Annotated in this window: 20 protein-coding genes; 9 read left to right on the forward strand and 11 right to left on the reverse strand. The window is 68.7% G+C overall.

The genetic code is table 11. The features are described from left to right. The first annotated feature begins 307 nt into the window (after positions 1–307). The gene (locus FB559_RS13975; RefSeq protein ID WP_221640019.1) at positions 308–2,053 is read left to right on the forward strand and encodes a S53 family peptidase; all 1,746 of its coding nucleotides are present in this window, start codon (positions 308–310) and stop codon (positions 2,051–2,053) included. Here FB559_RS13975 and FB559_RS13980 read toward each other — a convergent pair. Next, complete coding sequence (locus FB559_RS13980) at positions 2,050–2,460, reverse strand: DUF2000 family protein (RefSeq protein ID WP_141956019.1); 411 nt, start codon at positions 2,458–2,460, stop codon at positions 2,050–2,052. The genes FB559_RS13975 and FB559_RS13980 overlap by 4 nt on opposite strands. Before the next feature lie 77 nt (positions 2,461–2,537). On the opposite strand from FB559_RS13980, the gene FB559_RS13985 reads away from it, so the two are divergent. From FB559_RS13985 to FB559_RS13995, 3 genes are all read left to right on the forward strand, one after another. Beyond that, positions 2,538–3,359 carry an AraC family transcriptional regulator gene (locus tag FB559_RS13985; RefSeq protein WP_246121572.1) on the forward strand — a complete coding sequence of 274 codons (822 nt, stop codon included), beginning with the start codon at positions 2,538–2,540 and terminating at the stop codon, positions 3,357–3,359. Between the two features lie 122 nt (positions 3,360–3,481). Then, positions 3,482–4,591 (forward strand): NAD(P)/FAD-dependent oxidoreductase, encoded by a 1,110-nt coding sequence (locus FB559_RS13990; protein ID WP_185792196.1) that lies wholly within the window; start codon positions 3,482–3,484, stop codon positions 4,589–4,591. Positions 4,592–5,274: 683 nt separating this feature from the next. Continuing rightward, entirely contained in the window at positions 5,275–6,147 is an 873-nt protein-coding gene (locus tag FB559_RS13995) for a helix-turn-helix domain-containing protein (RefSeq protein WP_141956021.1), read from the forward strand. Here the strand turns inward: FB559_RS13995 and FB559_RS46690 are convergent. Continuing rightward, positions 6,096–6,314 carry a DUF397 domain-containing protein gene (locus tag FB559_RS46690; RefSeq protein WP_141956022.1) on the reverse strand — a complete coding sequence of 73 codons (219 nt, stop codon included), beginning with the start codon at positions 6,312–6,314 and terminating at the stop codon, positions 6,096–6,098. The genes FB559_RS13995 and FB559_RS46690 overlap by 52 nt on opposite strands. Before the next feature lie 411 nt (positions 6,315–6,725). Here FB559_RS46690 and FB559_RS14005 point away from each other — a divergent pair, with 411 nt between their 5' ends. After that, the gene (locus FB559_RS14005; RefSeq protein WP_185792197.1) at positions 6,726–7,598 is read left to right on the forward strand and encodes a helix-turn-helix domain-containing protein; all 873 of its coding nucleotides are present in this window, start codon (positions 6,726–6,728) and stop codon (positions 7,596–7,598) included. Between the two features lie 28 nt (positions 7,599–7,626). Here FB559_RS14005 and FB559_RS46695 read toward each other — a convergent pair whose 3' ends face one another. Beyond that, positions 7,627–7,776 (reverse strand): DUF397 domain-containing protein, encoded by a 150-nt coding sequence (locus FB559_RS46695; RefSeq protein WP_386694305.1) that lies wholly within the window; start codon positions 7,774–7,776, stop codon positions 7,627–7,629. Between the two features lie 294 nt (positions 7,777–8,070). Here FB559_RS46695 and FB559_RS14015 point away from each other — a divergent pair, with 294 nt between their 5' ends. Next, positions 8,071–8,781, forward strand: a complete 711-nt coding sequence (locus tag FB559_RS14015) for a Mut7-C RNAse domain-containing protein (RefSeq protein ID WP_141961677.1) — start codon at positions 8,071–8,073, stop codon at positions 8,779–8,781. Here FB559_RS14015 and FB559_RS14020 read toward each other — a convergent pair. After that, on the reverse strand, positions 8,771–9,481 hold the full coding sequence (locus tag FB559_RS14020) for an LmeA family phospholipid-binding protein (RefSeq protein WP_141956025.1): 711 nt from the start codon (positions 9,479–9,481) through the stop codon (positions 8,771–8,773). The two genes, FB559_RS14015 and FB559_RS14020, sit on opposite strands and share 11 nt — an antisense overlap. Before the next feature lie 154 nt (positions 9,482–9,635). Here FB559_RS14020 and FB559_RS14025 point away from each other — a divergent pair, with 154 nt between their 5' ends. Further along, entirely contained in the window at positions 9,636–11,936 is a 2,301-nt protein-coding gene (locus FB559_RS14025) for an FHA domain-containing protein (RefSeq protein ID WP_141961678.1), read from the forward strand. A 40-nt stretch (positions 11,937–11,976) separates the two neighbouring features. Here FB559_RS14025 and FB559_RS14030 read toward each other — a convergent pair whose 3' ends face one another. After that, positions 11,977–12,159 carry a hypothetical protein gene (locus FB559_RS14030; protein ID WP_141956026.1) on the reverse strand — a complete coding sequence of 61 codons (183 nt, stop codon included), beginning with the start codon at positions 12,157–12,159 and terminating at the stop codon, positions 11,977–11,979. Positions 12,160–12,241: 82 nt separating this feature from the next. Here FB559_RS14030 and FB559_RS14035 point away from each other — a divergent pair, with 82 nt between their 5' ends. Then, positions 12,242–12,730 carry a MarR family winged helix-turn-helix transcriptional regulator gene (locus tag FB559_RS14035; RefSeq protein ID WP_246121574.1) on the forward strand — a complete coding sequence of 163 codons (489 nt, stop codon included), beginning with the start codon at positions 12,242–12,244 and terminating at the stop codon, positions 12,728–12,730. Here the strand turns inward: FB559_RS14035 and FB559_RS14040 are convergent. Together FB559_RS14040 and FB559_RS14045 are read right to left on the reverse strand one after the other, a co-directional pair. Further along, entirely contained in the window at positions 12,727–14,325 is a 1,599-nt protein-coding gene (locus FB559_RS14040) for an ABC transporter permease (RefSeq protein WP_141956028.1), read from the reverse strand. The two genes, FB559_RS14035 and FB559_RS14040, sit on opposite strands and share 4 nt — an antisense overlap. After that, positions 14,322–15,245, reverse strand: coding sequence for an ABC transporter ATP-binding protein (locus FB559_RS14045; protein ID WP_141956029.1), 924 nt, complete (start codon positions 15,243–15,245; stop codon positions 14,322–14,324). Before FB559_RS14045 ends, FB559_RS14040 begins: the two co-directional genes overlap by 4 nt. An 81-nt stretch (positions 15,246–15,326) precedes the next feature. Between FB559_RS14045 and FB559_RS14050 the strand changes: the two genes are divergently transcribed. After that, entirely contained in the window at positions 15,327–15,815 is a 489-nt protein-coding gene (locus FB559_RS14050) for a GbsR/MarR family transcriptional regulator (protein ID WP_221640021.1), read from the forward strand. A gap of 54 nt (positions 15,816–15,869) precedes the next feature. Here FB559_RS14050 and FB559_RS14055 read toward each other — a convergent pair whose 3' ends face one another. From FB559_RS14055 to FB559_RS14070, 4 genes are all read right to left on the reverse strand, one after another. Next, the gene (locus tag FB559_RS14055) at positions 15,870–16,493 is read right to left on the reverse strand and encodes a GOLPH3/VPS74 family protein (protein WP_185792198.1); all 624 of its coding nucleotides are present in this window, start codon (positions 16,491–16,493) and stop codon (positions 15,870–15,872) included. A 56-nt stretch (positions 16,494–16,549) separates the two neighbouring features. Then, entirely contained in the window at positions 16,550–16,807 is a 258-nt protein-coding gene (locus tag FB559_RS14060) for a type II toxin-antitoxin system antitoxin (protein ID WP_141956031.1), read from the reverse strand. Further along, positions 16,807–17,688, reverse strand: a complete 882-nt coding sequence (locus FB559_RS14065) for an SPFH domain-containing protein (RefSeq protein ID WP_141956032.1) — start codon at positions 17,686–17,688, stop codon at positions 16,807–16,809. The genes FB559_RS14060 and FB559_RS14065 overlap by 1 nt, the downstream gene beginning before the upstream one ends. Before the next feature lie 148 nt (positions 17,689–17,836). Continuing rightward, the gene (locus FB559_RS14070) at positions 17,837–20,989 is read right to left on the reverse strand and encodes a S41 family peptidase (protein ID WP_141956033.1); all 3,153 of its coding nucleotides are present in this window, start codon (positions 20,987–20,989) and stop codon (positions 17,837–17,839) included. Positions 20,990–21,013 lie beyond the last annotated feature (24 nt).

A 21,013-nucleotide genomic window follows, 5' to 3' on the forward strand; every position in this document is an offset into this window, starting at 1 on the left:
TTTCGCCGCCGACGGACTCTTGCTGAAAATGACCTTTGCCGGGACGTTCTCAAACCGCATGTAATGCATTTCATGCAATAGACGGTATTTGCGGGAAAGGCACCGCTGTTCAGCGACGATGCCTCTTAGCAGGCCGCCGCCAGATTGATACCATCGCCCGGCGGGCATCGGATTGTGTGCGACCTCGCAACGAGGCCAGAAAATGCGAACCAAAAGTAAATGACTGATTTGCGGTGGGTGGCTGATCCGGCCACCGCGGTCGAGGGGCTGCCGCCAGGAGCACGGCTCCCGCGATGAAGGGAGCAGGATGTCATCCACGCTCGCCCGGCAGCTGAGACCAGCCGGACTCGCCGCATTGGTCGCGTTCGCCCTTACCTCCGCTCCGGCGTCCGCCGGGGGAAACATCGATCCTCTCTCCGCGGTGCCCGTCAAGCGCGCCTGTCCCGATCCGCCGCGGGCCGGGCAGGTGACCTGTCTGGCGCTCGTACGCACCGACGTGGTCCCCCAGCACGGCGTTCAGCCGCTGGGCAAGCCCGCCGGGCTCGGGGCGCTCGACCTGCGGAGCGCCTACAACCTGCCCGCGTCCGAAGGGCGGGGACAGACGATCGCGATCATCAACGTGTACGACGACCCGAAGGCCGAGTCCGATCTCGCCGTCTACCGGGCCCAGTACGGGCTGCCACCCTGCACCACCGCGAACGGCTGCTTCAAGAAGGTCAACGCCACCGGCGGCACCACTCTGCCGCCCCCGGACACCGGCTGGGCCGAGGAGGAGTCGCTCGACCTCGACATGGCGTCGGCGGCGTGCCCCAACTGCCACATCCTGCTCGTCGAGGCGGAACAGCCCGCCATCAGCAGCCTCGGCACCGGCGTCGACACGGCCGTGCGGATGGGCGCGAAGTACATCTCCAACAGCTACGGCGGCCCGGAGGAGTCCTCGGCCAAGGCCGCCGACTTCACCCACTTCGACCATCCCGGCGTCGCGATCACGGCCGCCTCCGGCGACGGCGGGTACGGCGTGCTGTTCCCGGCCACGTCCCCGCGCGTCACCGCGGTCGGTGGCACATCGCTCATCCGTGGCGCGGGCACGCGCGGCTGGAGCGAGACCGCCTGGAGCGGCGCGGGCTCCGGCTGCTCGGTGCACGCGGCCAAGCCGGCCTGGCAGAAGGACGCCGGGTGCCCGCGGCGTACCGTCTCCGACGTCTCCGCGGTCGCCGACCCGCGTACGGGCGTCGCCGTCTACGACACCTACGGGTTCGGCGGCTGGCAGGTCGTCGGCGGGACCAGCGCCTCGGCACCGATCATCGCCGGTGCTTACGCGCTGGCCGGTTCGCTGCCCGCCGGCGGCTACGCGGCCGCCCTCCCGTACGCCCGCCCGCAGGCGCTGAACGACGTCGTCAAGGGCAGCACCGGCAGCTGCTCCCCGGACTACCTCTGCACCGCCGGCCCAGGCTACGACGGCCCGACCGGGCTCGGCACGCCCAACGGGGTGGACGCCTTCAAGGCCACGAGGTCGCCGCTGGCCAAGGCGGACGCCCGCCTGCCCGCCACCAAGACGGGGATCCAGCGGCTCAGGGCCGGCACCGGCAGGACCCCGACCGCACCGCCCCCGGCCGGCATCGCCAACGGCGGGTTCGAGGCCGGGAACCTGTCCGGCTGGACCACTTCCGGCGTGACCGCCGTGACCAAGGACCACCCGCACAGCGGCAAGTACTCCGCGCTGGTCGGCGACCCCGACGACCCGCACAAGGGCGACTCCTCGATCCGGCAGCGTTTCGTGGCAGCCAGGAACCACCGCAGGTTGTCCCTCTGGTACAACGCGAACTGCCTGGACCGGGAGAAGTACGACTGGACGACGGCGTCGCTGAAGGACGACACGACCGGGAGCAGCCGTACCGTGCTTCCGAAGACCTGCACGCTCGACAACACCTGGCAGCACGTGAGCGCCCCGGTCGTCGGTGGCCACGCCTACACCCTCACGCTCCTGAGCCACGACGACGGTTACTTCGGCGACCCGATGTCGGCCAAGTACGACGACGTGTCACTGGACTAGGGGTGAAGGGCCAGCCCCTTGAGCGTCTTGTCGAGGGGGTTCTTCGGCCCGTAGACCGCCAGTCCCACCAGCGACAGCTCGTCGGCGGGCACGGCGCGTACGACGGCGCGGTTGGCGGCGTCGTGCCCGGTCTTGAACATGTCCTCGGTGAACACCGCGGTCTCCAGCCCGCGGCCGAGCGCCGTGCTGCGTACGCGCCCCAGCGTCCCGGCATCGGCGGCGTACACGAGTACGGGCTGGCGGAACATCGGCAGGTACGCGTTGCCGGAGCCGTCCTCGTAGGGCTCACCGATGACGTCGGCGACACCGCCGGCCACCGCGCCGGCCAGGAACGCGGTGACGTTGAGCTTCTGCCAGACGGCCAGGTCGTCGCGTACGACGATGCCGATCTTGGTGTCGAATCGCATGCCCCCAGGCTGGCGCGGCTACCGCCCGGGCGTATTGAACGCTCGTGCGCGGTGCGGTCCCCGGTCACAATGGAGGCGTGCCCCTGGACTGGTCCCGTTACTGGCACTCGGCGGACCGGCCGCTGGAGGCCATGCACGCCCATTTCGAGCGGCATGTCTACCACCGGCACAGTCACGAGTCCTACTCCTTCGGCGTCACCGAGAGCGGCGCCCAGGCGTTCACCTGCCGGGGTGAGGCGTACACCAGCGCGACCGGCATGGTCATGGCCTTCAACCCCGACGACCCGCACGACGGTCACGCCGGCGACGAGCTCGGCTTCACCTACCGCATGGTGCACATCGGCCCGGACCTGGTGGGCGACGTGCTCGCCGACGTTGCCGGCCGCCCGAACGGCCTGCCACTGTTCGCCGATCCCGTGATCGAGGATCCGCTCATCGCGAGGAACCTGCGCGCCCTGCACGCGGCGCTGCTCGGCGGGGCCCCGGCCCTGCGCCGCGACGAGCTGCTCACCGCCACCGTCGCCGCCGTGTCCCGTCGCGCGACGAGGTCGGTGCCGCGCCCACGTACACCGCGCGACGCCGCACGGGTGGCCGACGTGGCGCGCAGGCTGATCCACGACGCCGACCTCGAGGACGTCACCGCCGACGACCTGGCCGCCGCGACGGGCCGTACCCGCTACGCGGTCTACCGCGCGTTCCGGTCGGCGTACGGGATGGCACCCAGCGACTACCAGCGTCAGCTGCGGCTGCGCGCCGCACGGCGGATGATCGCGCAGGGCCGGCCGCTGAGCGACATCGCCGCCCGTACCGGCTTCGCCGACCAGGCGCATCTCACGCGCTGGTTCGGCCGCTACTACGGGATCACGCCGGGCGGCTACCGGCTCGCGGTGAGCGGCTGACGACGCTCTCCCGTCTCGACACGCCCCCTGACCAGCTCGAATAGCGATGAACCCGCCCTCTGTCTTCGCTACCGTCGCGGATGGGGCCTCCGCAATCGCGCGGGGGAGCGAAAGGAGCCCTCGTGCGCGTCGTGGTCATCGGAGCCGGGATCGTGGGGGCCGCGGTGGCGGCCGGGCTGACCCGCCGCGGCGCGCGGGTCACCGTACTGGAAGAGCGTTTCCCCGGTGCCGGCACCACCGGCGCGTCGTTCGGGCGGGTCAACGCGAACCACGCCGACTCAGACTCGTACTTCACGCTGACCCACGCCGCGGTGCACGCCCATCACGCGCTGGGCAGCGACGCGTTCCGTCCCACCGGCCACCTGGAGTGGGCGACCGGCGAGTCGGTCCTGGCCGAGCTGAACCGCCGGGTGGAACGTCTGCGCGGACGCGACTACGCGGTCGAGCGGATCACCGCCGAGCGTGCCATCGAACTGGAGCCCGGACTCGCCCCACGTCCGGAGGGCACCGAGTACGTGCTGTTCTCGGAGGAGGCACACGTCTTCCCGGCCCGGCTGCTGGGCCGCCTCCTGGCCGAGGCAAGGGCGGGTGGCGCGGAGGTCGAGACCGGGGTGGGCGTACGCGAGGTGAGGTCGGGCGCGGTGGGCGCGAGCGTGGTCCTCGCGGACGGCAGCGTCCGTACGACGGATGTCGTGGTCAGCTGCGCCGGCCACTGGACCGGCCTGCTGCTGGACGTCCCGATGCTCGATCCTTGGGTGCCGGGCGCGGACACCAACGGGTTCCTGGCCACCACGACGTCACTGCCCACGCCCCTGTCGCGCGTCCTGTCCACCGACCGCCTGAACGTCCGCCCGGACGGCGGCGGCCGGCTGCTCCTGCGGGCACCCGACCTGGACGCCTTCGCCGACCCGGCGCTGCCGGCCGCACACCGGATCGGCGCCGAACTGCTGGCACGCCTGCCGGAGGTTCTGACGGGCACGGAGGGCGCGCACATCGAGCGGGTACGGGTGGCCCAGCACGCCGCCCCGGCCCGCGGCCGCACGATGGCCGGCTTCGTGGACGACGCCGAGAACGTCTACGCGGTCGTCACACGCGACGGCGTCACACTGGCCCCGCTGCTGGCGGACCTGGTCGCGGGCGAGGTGTACGGCACGGAGTCCGCCCTGCTCGGCCCGTTCCGCCCCGGCGGTGACGTCCTCGCCTTCCCCATGGGGATCACCGGAGAGGGATGAGGAGCCGGGCACGCCGAGACAACTACGACGACCTTGTCACCGTCGGCGTCGCTGACCCGGGCGATGGTCGCGACGAGAAGCGGTGTCCAGGCCACCACGGGTGCCGGGATTTCGCGATCCGGTCGTTGGCGAACGAGTTCCTGGGCGGAATGAGCTTCGTGGGGTGACCGCCCATCGAAGAGATCCGGGAATTGACGCCGAACGCGACCGGCGATCAGGTGAAAGCTCCAGGTGCCCTTGAGTACCGTCAGTGGTGCACCGATCGCGGCAAGCAGTGCCTGCCAACTCCCGATCTCCGTCCGGAGCCGCGCGTAAGTCACCGTGAGCGCTACCAGCAGGGCCAGCCCTTCGCACCATGGCCTGAGGCGGTGCACCTGGCGCCGCGCGAACACCAGCGTCCTGTCCCATAAAGGGCGTCGGATACCGCAGGACATAGCGTCACTCCGTTCGTTGATGGGAGCGAGCCCGCCGGCTGGGCCGTGACTGAATCAAGTTATATCTTCGCTATGGCCATTCCAGCAACCTTTTAGCAAATTCTCATTCATAAGAGTCATTGAGCGCAAAGAATACAATTTGAATCGCGAATCGAACTTGCGATCGTTGCCGTGCAAGTATCTCTTCTACTCTCGCCGATCGTGGCTCATAATAAGTTCGTATCACCAGCCACACGGGAGGCAGCCGGCATGAGCGCTCGGAGCGGCCGAAGTGTCCGCCAGCGCAGGGCCGCCGCCGAACTCAAGAGACTGCGCGAGCTCGCGCTTCTCACCGGCGACGAGGTCGCCCAGCGGCTCGGCTGGTCAGCGAGCAAGGTCTCCCGGGTCGAGAACGCCCGCATCCGGCTCAGGACGGACGACGTGAGGCTACTACTGAGCCTCTATGAGGTGACCGACGAACAGCGCGGCATGCTCATCTCCCTCATCGAAGGGGATGGGAACAAGCGATGGTGGGATGCCTACACGGACATCCTCTCGTCCGATCTCCTGACCTTGATCAGCTTCGAGGCGGAGGCATCGTCCGAACTGAACTACGAGCCCATGGTGATGCCGGGACTGCTCCAGACTGAGGCTTACGCCCGCCAAGTCATCTACATGTGGCAGTCGATCACGACCATCCCTCCACCTGAACTCGAGCGGCGACTCGAGGTGCGTCTAACGCGCCAGCGGGTCATCTCATCCGGTGATCCGTTGAAGCTGTCCGCCATCATCGACGAAGCGGTGCTCAGGCGGCAGATCGCCGAGCCTTCGGTGATGCAGGAGCAGCTACATCACCTCATGGACGCCTCAGAACTACCCAACGTCGAACTCCGGATACTGCCACTGTCCGGACTACATGCCACCGCAGCCGGACCGATAATTTCGTTAGGCATCCCGGACTTTGGCGACGTCGTCTATCTAGAGGACTTCATCAGCGGTCACCTCTATATCGATGACGCCGCCATTATTTATCAGCACGCCCGGGTCTTTGAACAGTTGAAGAATGCGTCGCTCAGTGCCGACGAATCACATCAGCTAATCAGAAGAATCGCTGATGAGCTGTGGACACCGCCCGGCGGCTGAACCACGCCCGTCAGGCACGGCCTGGTTCGCAGCTCGGCGGGACGGTTGGCAACCGAGAGGTCCGAGGTCCGCGCCACCTCGACACACGCCCCATTCGTCATCGACCGGCAACTCTTTTTCCAGTGAAGTTCATTTGAGTCAGTCATCATAATCCCTTCTTTATGCATGCTTCACTGATCGGCTTTAACCGATTTAATTTCAATATGAGCGAACACATTAACGTATACTGGAAGACCCACAGAGCGCGCTCGCCATGTTTGCAACCTAGGGCATTCGGCGAAGACGAACAACGTAATCGCGGAAGATCACCTTTGTCCCGTTCCAGGCCGGAACGGGCGACCTGGAAATCCACTGGCGTCGGCCAATTTATGATGCTCCTAGTAATTCGGCCCGATGTAGCACGTGCTTCATGGCTGCAGGTAGCGGCGACAACGGCCAAGAGGAGGTTGTCACCGACTTTGCGCCTGGCTTTCGAATCGAAGCTGCGATTCTTGTCGTGCAACTATCTCTTCTGCTATCGCCCTGCCTGAGGCATAATGAGCTTTCGCCACACGTCTCCCAGGAGAGGCGGCCGACAGGTGAGCACCCGGACCGGTCGAAGCATTCGCCAGCGAAGAGCCGCCGCCGAACTCAAGCGATTGCGCGAACTCGCCCTCCTCACCGCCGACGAGGTCGCCCAGCGTCTCGGTTGGTCGGCGAGCAAGGTTTCCCGCGTCGAGAACGCCCGTATCCGGCTCAAGCCCAACGACGTCGAACGCCTTCTGGGGCTCTACGAGGTGGGCGGCGAGCAGCGCGAGACACTGATCTCACTCGTCGCGGAGGATGGACACAAGAAGTGGTGGGACGCTTACGCCGACATCCTTTCACCCGAGTTGCTGTCCTTGATCAGCTTTGAGGCGGAGGCCTCCACGGCTCTGAACTATGAACCCATGGTGATTCCCGGGCTCCTTCAGACCAGGGCCTACGCTCGTCGGGTGATCCACATGTGGCAGTCGATCACAAGCGTCCCGCCACCCGAACTCGAACGGCGGCTTGAGGTACGTCTGAACCGACAACGGGTCATCTCATCCAACGATCCACTGAAGCTGTCGGTCATCATCGATGAAGCGGTGCTCCGACGACAGATCGATGAACGCGCCGTGATGCGGGAACAGTTGCATCACCTTATCGACGCTTCTGAGCTACCCAATGTCAGGCTTCAGATACTTTCACTATCCGGACTCCACGTCACTTCGGCCGGCCCGATCATGTCTCTGCGAATTCCAGAATTCGGCGACGTTGTATACCTTGAGAACTTCACCGACGGGCATCTCTATATCGACGATGCCGCATTGATATATCAGCACGCTTTGGTCTTCGAAAAATTGCACGAAGCGTCACTTGATCCCGACGAGTCGCGTCAGCTGATCAGAAGAACGGTTAATGAGCTATGGGCTTCGGGTGAAAGGTGAGTTACCGTCGCCACACAAGACGGTGAGCTTACAGCCCAGCAGGCCGATCGGCGGTAGAGTCGGCGAGCACAGCCACCACCTCGACACAGCTCCCGTTAAGCATTGAACGGGAGCTTTTTCGCCAGTCCATTTCATGCAGATCAGTCATTATCTCCCTCTCGAAAACAGACGTATCCATTCAGTCCATGCTGGCGCCACTAAGCCGAAGCATGCCAAAGCAAGAGCATGCTCCTGCAAAGGAGACTCGAGGCAGGATCGAGGATAGCGTCAAATAGTGGTACGCAAGCAGGACTTCGGGGACAACAAGCGGGATTCGTGCTACTACCCGGCTAGAACGCCTACGCGCTAATACCAAATACCCCAAGTCGGATTAATCCGACCGCTAAGGCGGCGACCTTGAGCTATAGCGCCACCGTCGGCCGAAGCGCCATGTGAACCCACTCCTGTTAGCAGCGACAATGAGAACGTGGCGATGGTCATCGAGTTCGCGGCCGAGGTGCGGCTGTTCCTAGCCTCCCGTCATCGGGGCGGGCGGGTGGAGGCGGCCGTGGACGGTACTTCGTCGCTCGGCCACGTCGTCGAGTCCCTCGGCATCCCGCTACCCGAGGTCGGTGAGATGCGGGCGCAAGGAGTGCCGGTCAGCCCGTCGTACCACCCAGAAAACGGTGACCGCATCGAGGTGTTCGCGGTGGCGCGACCGCAGCCCACACCAGCACCGAGGTTTCTTCTCGACGTCCACCTCGGCACCGTCGCGCGTCGGCTGCGGCTCGTCGGGGTCGACGCCGCCTATGGCAACGATCTCGACGACGACACGTTGATCGAGATGGCCAACGCGCAGCGGCGGGTTCTGCTCACCCAGGACCGGGGCCTGCTCCGCCGAAGGAAGTTGTGGTTCGGGGCCTTTGTGCGCGGCTCGCGGCCCGATGAGCAGTTCGGTGATCTGCTCGACCGGTTCCGGCCGCCGCTGGCGCCCTGGACGCGGTGTACCTCCTGCAACGGGGAGCTCAGCCCGGTCGCCAAAGAGGAGATCGAGCACCGGCTCGAGCCCGGGACGCGCCGCTGCCATGACGCGTTCGCCCAGTGCCAGGAGTGCGGCCGGATCTACTGGAAGGGTGCGCACCATCGGCGGCTGGAGGCGATCGTGAACGACGCGCTCGCCCGTCAGGGCGACGTCAGCCGCTGAACTTCAGGTGTGAGCCGGTGATCCGCAGCGCGACGCCCTTGGACGACACGGTCAGGCTCTTGAACTGCAGGCCCATCGGGAGGCCGCTCACCGGCACGCTGAAGTCGAGGTCGTCACCGAGCTCGGACAGCGGGAACCCCTCCACCGACACCGCGTGCACCCGGATCTGGTTGCCGACCTTGGTGACCTTCGCGGTCGCCGTCGCCGTCGTGATGCCGAGGTCGACGTCGGCCTTGACGGTGTTCGGGCCGGCGGCGGTCAGGGACAGGTCCTGCTCGCCGGCGGCCTTGGTCAGGTCGCCGAAGGAGACCGTCGCCGTGCCGTCCACCGTGCCGATCGTGCCCGAGCGAAAGCCCGAGTCGACCCGTACGTCGCGGGCGTCGCCCTCGATGCGGCTGATCGTCAGCGGTCCACCGACCGGCACGTTGCGCCCGCTGATGTGGCCGTGCGGGAAGTGCCGGTCCAGCACCTGGGTCAGGAACGGAAAGCCGTAGATCGTGACGTCCGGCCGGGTGCCGAAGCCCTCTTTCTGGATCTCCGAGGCGATCCGGTGCTCGGCGTACGCGGCCGCGACGCGGTCGCCGACGACGGTGAGCCCGGCCAGCACGAGCACGATGATCAGGACGACGATGGGCCACCGGCGCCTCCGCTTCCGCGCGGGCAGGTCCGGACGGGTCAGGTCCGCCGAAGATGTGCTCATCGGCTCGTCGTGCTGCGGGCCAGCATGTCATTCACCCAATTTCACCGAACGCCCGACGTCAATAGGCAAAATTTCATCGCGCCCGAAAGATGGGCGTTTCGGGATATCCGCTCTACACTGCGGAGCTATGACGGCCGAGGGCTCCGTCTCGTCGATGGCCCCGCCGGCTCTCGTCGTGCGGACAAAGGGGACGGTTCGCACACTGAGGCCCGGGGGGTCTTATCAGGTTGGCCGTGATCCGGCCGCCGACATCCAGGTCGATGACGCCCGTGTGTCATGGCGTCACGCGATCCTGCGCACCGACGAGAACGGCTGGATCTTCGAGGATCAGGGCAGCACCAACGGCACCTTCGTCGGTGGCCGCCGCGTACGGCGGGCGGGCATCGAGGGTGAGATCGTCTTCCTGCTGGGCAACGCGGAGACCGGTGCGCCACTGGCCTGCTCGGTGCCGCCGATGATGGACCAGCGGACCGGCGTGGACCGCGACCCGACCTCGATCATCAAGGTCAAGGCCCCCACACTGCGGATCGGCCGGGCACCGGACAACGACATCGTTCTGACCGATCTGATCGTCTCGCGCTACCACGCCGAGCTGCGCAAAGCCGGTGGCGGACAGCACGAAATCGTCGATCTCGGCGGCCACAACGGCACCTTCGTCAATGGCCTGCGCGTCACTTCGGCGGTGTTGAAAGAAAGCGACCTCGTCGGAATCGGGCGCGCGACCTTTCGGCTGGTCGGGGACGAACTCCGGGAATTCGTCGACGTGGGCGACGTTTCCCTCATCGCCCAGGACCTCACCGTGCGTACGCCCAAGGGCAAGGTCCTGCTCGACCACGTGAGCTTCCCGATCCCCGAGCGCTGCCTGGTCGGGGTCATCGGCCCGAGCGGCGCCGGAAAGTCGACTCTGCTGGGCGCGGTGACCGGCACGCGCCCGGCCACCGAAGGCAACGTGCAGTACGACCACCGCGACCTGTACACGCACTACCCGGAGCTCCGGCACCGCATCGGTCTGGTCCCCCAGGCCGACATCCTGCACACGCAGCTGGCGACGCGGCGGGCCCTCCGGTACGCCGCCGAGCTGCGGTTCCCCGGCGACACGAGCGCGGCCGAGCGGAATCGCCGCGTGGACGAGGTCCTGGAAGAACTCAGCCTGTCCGCGCACGCGGAGACCCGTATCGACCGGCTGTCCGGCGGCCAGCGCAAGCGCGTCAGCGTCGCGCTGGAACTCCTCACCAAGCCGTCGCTGCTCTTCCTGGACGAGCCGACCTCGGGCCTGGACCCAGGGCTCGACAAGTCCGTCATGGAGATGATGCGCGACCTCGCCCACGACGGCCGCACCATCGTCGTCGTCACGCACAGCGTGGCGAACCTCGACACCTGTGACCGCCTGCTCGTTCTCGTACCCGGCGGGCGGGTCGCCTTCTACGGGCCGCCGTCGGAGGGTCTGACGTTCTTCGGCAAGCAGAGCTGGGCCGAGGTCTTCCAGGCTTTCGACAACGAGCCGGGCCGCGACTGGGCCGCGGAGTTCCAGGTGTCACCGATGTACGCGCAGTTCGTCGTGTCGGGACTCGACGGCGGCAGCGCCGGGCAGGCGCGGCAGCAGCCATCGCACACGGAGCGTCCGCCGCGTCAGCAAGGCCGGCTGTCCCAGCTCGGCACGCTGTGCCGCCGTTACCTGGCGGTCATCGCTTCCGAACGCAGCTACCTGGCCGTGCTGGGCATCTTGCCCATCGTGGTGGGCGCGCTGATCCGCGCCGTACCGGCCGCGCACGGCGTGGCCGGCCCACTGCACCAGAACGCCGACGCCTCCTCGCTGCTGCTCACACTGGTCATCGGCGCGGTCTTCGTGGGCGCCGCAAACGCCGTACGCGAGCTGGTCAAAGAACGTGCGATCTACGAGCGAGAACGCGCGGCCGGCCTCTCGGCGGGCATCTACCTGCTGTCCAAGATCCTCATCCTGGGTCTGATCACCGGGATCCAGTCGGCGCTCTTGGTGGTCATCGGGATGGGCGGGCGTGAGATGCCGGCGCACGGCGCGGTGACGTCGCCGATCCTGGAGCTGATCATCGCGATGGCCCTGCTGTCCATGGTCTCGATGGCGATGGGTCTGCTCATCTCGGCGGCGGTCAGCACGTCGGAGAAGACGATGCCGCTGCTGGTGCTGACCGCACTGGTGCAGGTCATCCTCTGCGGCGCGCTCGTCGCCCTGCCCGGCAAGCTCGTGCTCGAACAGCTCGCCTGGCTGGCGCCGTCGCGCTGGGGAATGTCGGCGACGGCCGCGACCGTCGATCTGAACAACCTCCAGCCGCCGCTGCGGGGCACTCCGCCCGACTCGCTGTGGAACCACACCGAGAAGGCGTGGCTGAAGGACATGGGCGTCCTGCTCGGCCTCGGCCTGGTGTTCCTGAGCATCGCCTGGTGGTTCCTCGAGCGCCTGCGCCCGGGCAGACGCTAACGCCCAGGCAGATGCTGACGCCCGTGGCGGACGTCAACGCTCAGTGGAGTCCCATTGTCATCATGACGATGAGTGCTCCGACGTGCACGACGACGACCAACGCGATGAGCGTGATGAACAGGAAACTGGCCGGGCCGTGCTCGAAGACCCGGCCCTCTCTCGGCTGACCGAGGCTCGCCTGCCGCTCGGCCAGGCGCCTCTCCCATGCCCTGCTCTGCGCCATGCGTCCTCCTCGAAGACTTGGTGCACCAACCGTTGGTACACCAACTATAATAGGAGCAACGTACGGATCCGGAGGCCGGCCTGTGAGTGATGTTCGCGACACCGAAGACCTGCTAGCGCTGGAGCGGCAGGTGTGCTTCGCGCTGGCGGTCGCCTCGCGCAACGTGATCGCGGTCTACCGGCCGCTGCTGGAGCCGATGGGGCTGACACATCCGCAGTACCTGGTCATGCTCGCCCTCTGGGGGCGCTCACCCCTGTCGGTCAAGGAGCTGAGCGGCCTGCTGCGGCTCGATCCCGGCACCCTGTCGCCGCTGCTCAAGCGCCTGGAGGCCGGCGGCCTCATCCAGCGACGACGCGCCCGTGACGACGAGCGGGTCATGGCCGTCACGCTGACCGACGAGGGTCACGCGCTGCGCGCCGAGGCGGAGCGGATCCCGCCTGCGATCGTCGAGCGTCTCGGCATGGACCTCACCGAGCTCCAGGACCTGCACGGGACGCTGACCCGCCTGATCGCCGCGGCCGACAGGGCGAACGGCGTGGTGGGCGCGGCCGACCGCGCCCACCAGGACTAACCGACGTCGCGCCGGCGGAAGCCGGCCAGACCGGCGGCGATCAGGGCCGCCGCGATCACGGCCAGCCAGACGACCGGCATCGGCCGCATCGCGGCACCGGGCAGCTTCGGCACGTGGGTGAAGGGCGAGAGATCCATCATCCACTGCTTGAGCTCCAGCAACGGCCCGAGCTCCCCCAGCAGCAGGAACGCGCCCAGCACCCCCCACGCCGCGACCGCGATCCGCGGGACGAACCCGAACAGCAGGACCGTGATCCCGGTCAGCACCCACACCGCGGGCAGTTGCACCAGCGCGCTCCAGAAGACGCGGGGGAACTCACCGCCCAGGTCGTGGGCACGCAGTCCGTGCATCAGGCCGATGACGACGCCCCCGACCGCCATCAGGATCGCCGGACCCACGACCGCGAACGCGATGTGGCTCGCCGCCCACCCGATCCGGCCCACCTTGGTCGACAGCAGGGGTTCGGCGAGCCCGCGGGTCTCCTCGGACCGCAACCGCAGTACGGCCTGCACGGCGTATGCGGAGGCGAGCAGCGCGATGATGCCCATGACCGTGGTGAGGAACGCGTCCACGATCCCGCCGTGTCCGCCGAGCTTGCTCAGCAGGTCACGGCCGCCCTTGCCGCCGAGCATGTTCTGCGTACTGTCGACCACGCCGCCGATCGCCGCGCCGTAGATGGCGAACCCGGCGATCCAGCCCAGCAGCGCCCCGCGCTGCAGCCGCCACGCGAGCGCCAGCGGGCTCCGCAACCCGGTCGCCGCCGAGGGCGGGCCGAGGCGGTCCGGCAGCAGGCCCGCGCCGAGGTCACGCCGGCCGATCAGCACGAACGCGGTGGCGAGGCAGGCGGCGACGAACGCGGCCGCGATGGCCAGCACCCACCAGCGCTCTCCGGCGTACGGGCGCAGGTACGCCATCCAGCCCAGCGGGGAGAGCCACGTCAGCCAGGTCGGGCCGTCGTGCCCACCGGCGTCGCCGACGGCGCGCAGCAGATAGGAGCCGCCGAGCACGGTCATCGCCAGACCGTTGGCCGAGCGGGAGGTCGTCGTCAGTTGTGCGGTGACGGCCGCGACGCCGACGAACATGACGCCGATGCCACACCATAGGAGCGCGAAGGCGATCGACCCGCCGGCCGGCAGGCCCAGGGCGATCAGGCCGATGCTCACCAGCACAAGGAGCACGAGGTTGGCCGTGATCGCGTTGATCACGCCCGCGGTGAGCGCGGCGTACCGCCCGACGACGCCGGCGCCCACCAGCTCCAGCCGGCCCGTCTCCTCGTCGGCGCGTGTGTGCCGCACGGTGATGAGAATGCTCATCACGGCGACGAGCGCCGCGGCGATCCCGCCGACCTTCCACAGGCTCACCGAGCCGACGGAGTACGGATTTTGCACCGGCCCGTACAGCGCCAGCAGGGAGGGGTTCTTGTTGACGGTGGCGCCGAACTCCAGCCGCTTGGCCAGCGTGCTGTACGTCGCGCGGGAGCCGTAGGCCGTACCCACGGCCGTCGCCGTAAGGAGGTAGATCCAGCACGGCATCATGATCCGGTCCCGGCGGAACCCGAGCTTGGTGAGCAGTCCGGTGCCCTCCAGCCCGCTCATGAGCCTTCCTCTGCCGGGGCCGCGGTGGTACCCGCCGCGTCGGTCTCGTAGTGCCGCAGGAACAGCTGCTCGAGCGTCGGCGGCCGGCTGGTCAGGCTGCGTACGCCCGACTGGGTCAGGTGCACCAGCACCTCATCGAGATTGGCGTTGTCGACCTCGAAGCTCGCCCGGCCGCCGTCGACCTTGGCGTCGTGCACCCCGGGCAGCGCGGCAAGCCCGTTCGGCGGGTTCGCCAGCTCGACCGAGATCGAGGTACGGGTCAGGTGGCGCAGGTCGGCGAGTGAGCCGGTCTCCACCGTGCGGCCCTTGCGGATGATGCTGACGCGATCGCACAGCGCCTCGACCTCGGAAAGGATGTGGCTGGACAGCAGGACGGTACGCCCGCTGTCGCGCTCGTCCTCGACACAACTCTGGAAGACCTCCTCCATGAGGGGGTCCAGGCCGGACGTCGGCTCGTCCAGGATGAGCAGCTCCGCGTCGGAGGACAGGGCCGCGATCAGCGCGACCTTCTGGCGGTTGCCCTTGGAGTACGCCCGGCCCTTCTTTCTCGGGTCGAGCTCGAACCGCTCCAGCAGCTCGTCCTTGCGCTTGGCGTCCTGCCCTCCGCGCAGCCGGCCGAGCAGGTCGATGACCTCGCCACCGGAGAGATTCGGCCACAGGGTGACGTCGCCGGGCACGTACGCGATGCGCCGGTGCAGGGTGGCGACGTCCCGCCACGGGTCGCCGTCGAGCAGCCGTACGTCACCCGAGTCCGCCCGCAGGAGACCGAGCAGGATGCGGATGGTGGTCGACTTGCCCGCGCCGTTGGGCCCCAGGAAGCCGTGCACCTCTCCGGCCCGGACGGTGAGGTCCAGACCGTCCAGCGCGCGGGTCCGGCCGAAGGTCTTGACCAAGCCGGACACGGATATGGCGTCTGTCATGCCACCGAAGTTACACTGCTTTCAGAACTTCGTGAAGTTAGTAAATCATATAAAGTGAGCGTCCGACCTAAGGAGTTGAGTGTGGCGGAGCGGGACCCCGAGGCCGTACGCCTGTTCGTTGAGCGCTTCGCGTCCGCGCTGGTCGACGCCGGTTTGCAACGGATGGACGCGCGCGTCTTCGCCGCGCTCCACGGCACCGACTCCGGCCGCCTCACCGCCGCCGAACTCGCCGAGAGGCTGCAGGTCAGCCCCGCCGCGGTCTCGGGTGCGGTCCGCTACCTCATCCAGTTCAACCTGATCCGGCGCGAGCGGGAGCCCGGCTCCCGGCGCGACCACTACGTGGTCGACACCGACGCCTGGTACGAGGCGATCGTCAACCGCGACGTGGTGATCCTCAAGTGGCAGGCCAGCGCCAAAGAGGGCATCGAGGCGCTCGGGCCCGACACTCCGGCAGGGAAGCGCATGGCCGAGTCCCTGGCCTTCTTCGAGTTCATCTACGAGGAGCTACAGGAGCTCATCGCGAAGTGGCAGAAGATCAAGGCCGAGCGGCTGACCGCCGAGCGGGAATGAAAGCCGAACGCCGCCGAACCTGACCCGATCGGCGGCGCGTCCTCACTGAACCCCTCATCCGCCGGCGCTCGCGATGGCGGCGCGCTTGGTCCGCAGCGCCTTCCTGAGCGCGTCGGCCACCGGCCCGGTGTAGACGGCGAGCTCGTCGAGCCGCTGCCCGTACTCACGGCGGTCCCCCCGCGACACGACGGTCCTGACCTCACCGCGGGCGGCCAGCGCCAGCACCGAGGCGGTACGCGCGTCGGCACGTGCCGCCGGCTGCCGCAGCGTGGCGTGGACGCTGTCGGCGTACGCCTTGACGGCGCGCCGGTCCCGCAGCTCGACCTTGTCGGGCAGGAGGGCGCGGTGGCTCACCTTGATGCAGCGCTGGGCTTCGAGGTACTCGCGTACGGCGCGTACCGTCCCGCGCTCCTGCCTGCCGATCCAGCGGTGCCATCGGCGCGGCCGGCTGCCGGCGATCTGCCGGGCCAGGTCGTCCAGCACCGGGTCCCCGGCGGGCCTGCCGTCGACGGCGTGCGGCTTGCCGTCCTCGTCGGTCAGGCGTTCGGTGAGGTAGAGGTCGGTGAGCGCGGCGGCTCGCAGCACGAGGCCGAGCTGGGATCTCGCGGTCAGCCGGTTCTTGTCGGTGTCGTACGCGAGCAGGTACAGCCGGGCGGGCAGGGATTCCGGCAGGTTCATGGATCCTCCTTCGTCGGAGACGTGACCAGAGGCGTTGTGTTCGCGGATTCGTTCGCTCATTCGCCGGACTCCTCTTTGGACGGCCGTCCCGGCCTTCGCATGCGGCCGGCGCCGCGGGGCATCCGGCCGGCCTCACCAAGGGCGCGCCGGAGCAGGAACTCGATCTGGGCGTTGGTGCTGCGCAGCTCATCGGATGCCCAGTGCGCGAGCGCGTCGTGGACGGCGGGGTCGAGGCGGAGCAGCACCTTCTTGCGCTCCGCCCGGCCCGCCGACCGCGTCTCGTCGCCGCCCACCGGACGCGACTCGCCGTCCATCACTGGTAAAGGGACCCGGTGTTGACGACGGGCTGGACGTCGCGATCGCCGCAGAGCACGACGAGCAGGTTGCTGACCATGGTCGCCTTGCGCTCCTCGTCCAGCTCGACCACGTCACTCTCGGCGAGCCGGCCGAGTGCGGTCTCGACCATGCCGACCGCCCCGTCGACGATCCGCTGCCGGGCGGCGACGATCGCGCCCGCCTGCTGACGGCGCAACATGGCCTGCGCGATCTCCGGGGCGTACGAGAGGCGGGTGATCCGTGACTCGATGACCCGCACGCCCGCCGACTCGACCCGCGCCGTGATCTCGTCGGACAGCTTGCCGGTGATCTCGTCGGCGTTCTCCCGCAGGGAGTACTGCTCGCCGCCGTGCGCGTCGTAGGGGTAGCTGCCGGCGATGTGCCGAACGGCGGTCTCGGTCTGGATGGCGACGAACTCCACGAAGTCGTCCACCTCGAACACCGCCTTGGCCGTGTCCTGCACCTGCCACACGACGACCGCGGCCATCTCGATCGGGTTGCCGTCGGCGTCGTTGACCTTGGCGATGTCGGTCTCGTGGTTGCGGATCCGCGTGGAGATCCGCCTCCGGGTGGTGAGCGGGTTGACCCAGCGCAGCCCGTCGGTACGGATGGTGCCGGCGTACCGGCCGAGCAGCTGCACCACACGTGCCTGGCCCGGGGCGACCGCGGTCAGCCCGATCGTGGCCAGGCCCGCGACGACGATGAGCCCGATCCCCACGCCGGCCAGTACGCCGGCCCCCGTGGTGACCAGTACGACACCCGCGATGACCGCGACAAGGACCGCACCCAGCACCGGCCAGCCGGACAGTCCTCGCGCGACCCGCTCGGCCACCTGCGGCCTCGGCATCTCGACATCCATGACCCTCACCCTCTCGTTCCTTCAGGCACGAACATAGCATAGTGATATCACTTTTCTGAAAAGGCATTAACCGGGCCTGGACGCGCGACGGCGCCGACCGGTACACACCGATCGGCGCCGTTCGAGTGCGAGGGGACGCCGCTTCAGGTCAGGGGCGGGGCGGCGGCATCGCGGCGGGCCGCTCGGCCAGCCGTTCGAGCGCGATGCGCACGGCCGTCTCCAACTGCGGATCGCGGCCCTGCGCCCAGTCGTCCGGGCCCATCTCCACCTCGACGTCGGGCGCGACGCCGTGGTTCTCCAAGCCCCACCCGTGCCCGTCGAACCACAACGCGTAGCGCGGGACGACGACCCCGGTCCCCTCCACCAGGTCGTGGGGATGGGTGCCGACGACGCCGCCCCAGGTTCTGGCGCCGACCACCGTGCCGAGGCCCAGAGCGCGGACGGCGGCGGTGAGGACGTCACCGTCCGAGCAGGTGTACTCGTCGGCGACGACGACCACCGGCCCCCGCGGAGCGTCACGTGGATAGCTGACCGGGCTCCGGTGCCGGCCGACGTCCCAGCCGACCACGCGCCGGGCGAGCTTCTCCACGACCAGCTCGGAGACCCTGCCACCCCTGTTGCCGCGCACGTCGACGACGAGGCCCTCCTCGGCGATCTCACTGCGCAGGTCACGGTGGAACTGCGCCCACCCCATCTCCTGCATGTCGGGAATGTGGAGGTAGCCGAGCCGGCCTCCGCCGAGCTCGCGTACCCGCGCCCGTCGCTCGGCGACCCACGCCTGGTAGCGCAGCCGATGGTCATCGCGCAGCGGACGCACGACGACCTGCCGCACCGGACCACCGCCGCCCGGCGCGATGGTCAGCTCGGTCAGCGTGTCCCCCGATCCGGTCAGCAGCGGCCCGGGGCCGGTGCGGCCGTCCACGGGCCTTCCGTTCACGGCCACCACCGCGTCTCCGGGGCTCACGCGTGTACCCGGCACCGCGAGCGGAGACCGGGCGTGCGGGTCGGAGGTCTCGGCGGGCAGCACCCGGATCACCCGCCAGAGCCGGTCGTCGTCACGCTCGAGATCGGCGCCGAGCAACCCCATCCACGAGTGGGTCCCGTGGCCGATGACGTAGGCGTGCGACGTACCGAGCTCACCGAAGACCTCCTGCAGCAGGTCGGCGAAGTCGTCCGGGCTCGCGATCCGGTCCAGCAACGGGCGGTACCGGTCGAGCGCGGCGTCCCATCCCGTCGCGCCCAGGTCACGGGTCCAGAAGTAGTCACGGACGACCTGCCCTGCCTCGTCATAGGCCTGACGCCATTCGGCGGCCGGATCGGCCATGATGCGGAGCCGTGACAGGTCGACCTGCGCCCCGTCGCCGCTGCCGTCGTCGGAACCATCGGTCGCCAGCACCTTCAGGTCACCGTCAGCGGTGATCACCATGCGCTTGCCGTCGCCGCTGACGGTCAGCCGGCCGACTCCGGTCGTGATCTCCTCACAGGTGCGCTTCGCCAGGTCGTAGCGTTCGAGCACGTTCTTGGGCGCGTTGTCGCCGACGTGACTGCCTTCGCTGACGAGTGGCGTCCGCAGCCACACGAGGCCGCCCTTGACCGGCAGCAACGTGTCATAGCGCGCGTCCGGCACCGGGATGGGCACGACGCGCGCGGCGATGCCCTCCGTCACCACCGTGGCCGTGTCCGTCTCTTCTTTGCCCTCCTTGCCCTCCTTGCCCTCCTTGTCGTCGCTGCCCTCGGCAGGCGCACGCCCCTGCGGCGTGGCCTCGAACGGTGACGGCGCGGCCGCGTCCAAGGGCACGAGATACGGCCGGCATCCGAAGGGGAACGACAGGTCGAAGACGTGCGGGTCGAAGACCGGGTCGAACCCCCGCCACGACAGGAACACCAGATACGCACCGTCGGCGGTGAACACCGGCTCCTCGTCGGCGAACCTGCCGTCGGTCACATCGACCACGGTGCGGTCGGCCAGGTGGGCGAGCCGGATCCGCGCGAGCCGTTCCGCGCCGGGGTGCCGCCAGGCGAGCCAGGCGGAGTCGGGTGAGAAGGACAGATGCTCGGCCGCTCCGTGCTCGCCGGACGCGAGCTCGCCGACCTCGCCGGAGGCGACGTCGACCAGCAGGAGCCGGCCGTCATGTGCCGCCACCGCGACCGTCTTCCCGTCGGGCGCGGCGGCGAGCTCCTCCACTCGTCCGAGCCTCCCGCCTCCGAGGGACCGGCGCGCGGCCGGCTGTTCGGCGCCGGTCACCGCGGAGATCTCCAGCGCGTCGCCGCCGCCGGTGTCGGTGACCCACACGACCTCTCCGGTGTCACCGAGCACCTTCGGCAGCCGGGCACGTACACCCGGCGTCGCCGCGATGGCACGGGCGGGTCCGTCACGGTGCGCGACCCAGTACACGCCGCCGCGTACCTCGACCACGCTGGCACGGCCGGTGTGGTCGCTGCACAGATCCTCGATGTGCGGGTACACCGGATGCGGATGGCGGGACGTACGTGGGCCGGAGAGGCGTACATCCAGGCGGGACGGCTTCGCGCCGAGCCCGTCCATCAGCCACAGCTCCCCCGCTCGCTGGTAGACCACGCGCTCGCCGTCTCCGCTGGCGTGCCGGGCGTAGAAGTCCGGATCCGCGGAGTGCCGGCGAAGGTCCGAGCCGTCCGGCTCGCTGGAGTACAGCCGTCCGACACCTTCGTGGTCGGACAGGAATGCCAGCCGCCCCCCGGCCCACACCGGGCAGTCGAGGTTGCCGCCCAGGTCCGCCAGGACACGCTCGAACCGGTCCTCGCGGGAGACCCACAGCCGTCCCATGGCGCCACCCCGGTAGCGCTTCCAGTCGGCGGGCTCCTGCACGCCGACCGTCACGATCGCCACCGCTCCGCCGGGTGCGATGTCGGCGCCGCCCACCGGGCCCCAGTTCATCGGCCGGGCGGGCTCGCCGTCCACCGGCAGGGCGTAGGCGTGAGTGTGGCGGTGGGACGCCTGCCGCCACGAGGTGACGGCGAGGATCTCGCCCTCGGGGGTCCAGCCGCACACGCGGGTCTCCCGGCTCCCCCAGTAGGTGAGCCGCCGGCTCTCGCCGCCCTCGGCGGGCGCGACGTGGACCTCGGGGGCGCCGTCGCGGGTACTGGTCCAGGCCACCCACTGACCGTCGGGAGAGAAGCGCGGGTGAGAGACCGGGACGTCGTCGGCGGACAGCCGCCAGGCGCGACCGCCCGCCAACGGGGCGATCCACACGTCGTCTTCGGCCACGAAGGTCAACAGATCCTCATGGAGATGGGGATAACGCAGATATCCGGGCACAGTCACGCCGTCCGATGCTAGAAGGCGGGG

The organism is Actinoallomurus bryophytorum (assembly GCF_006716425.1).
Taxonomy (GTDB): Bacteria; Actinomycetota; Actinomycetes; order Streptosporangiales; family Streptosporangiaceae; genus Actinoallomurus; species Actinoallomurus bryophytorum.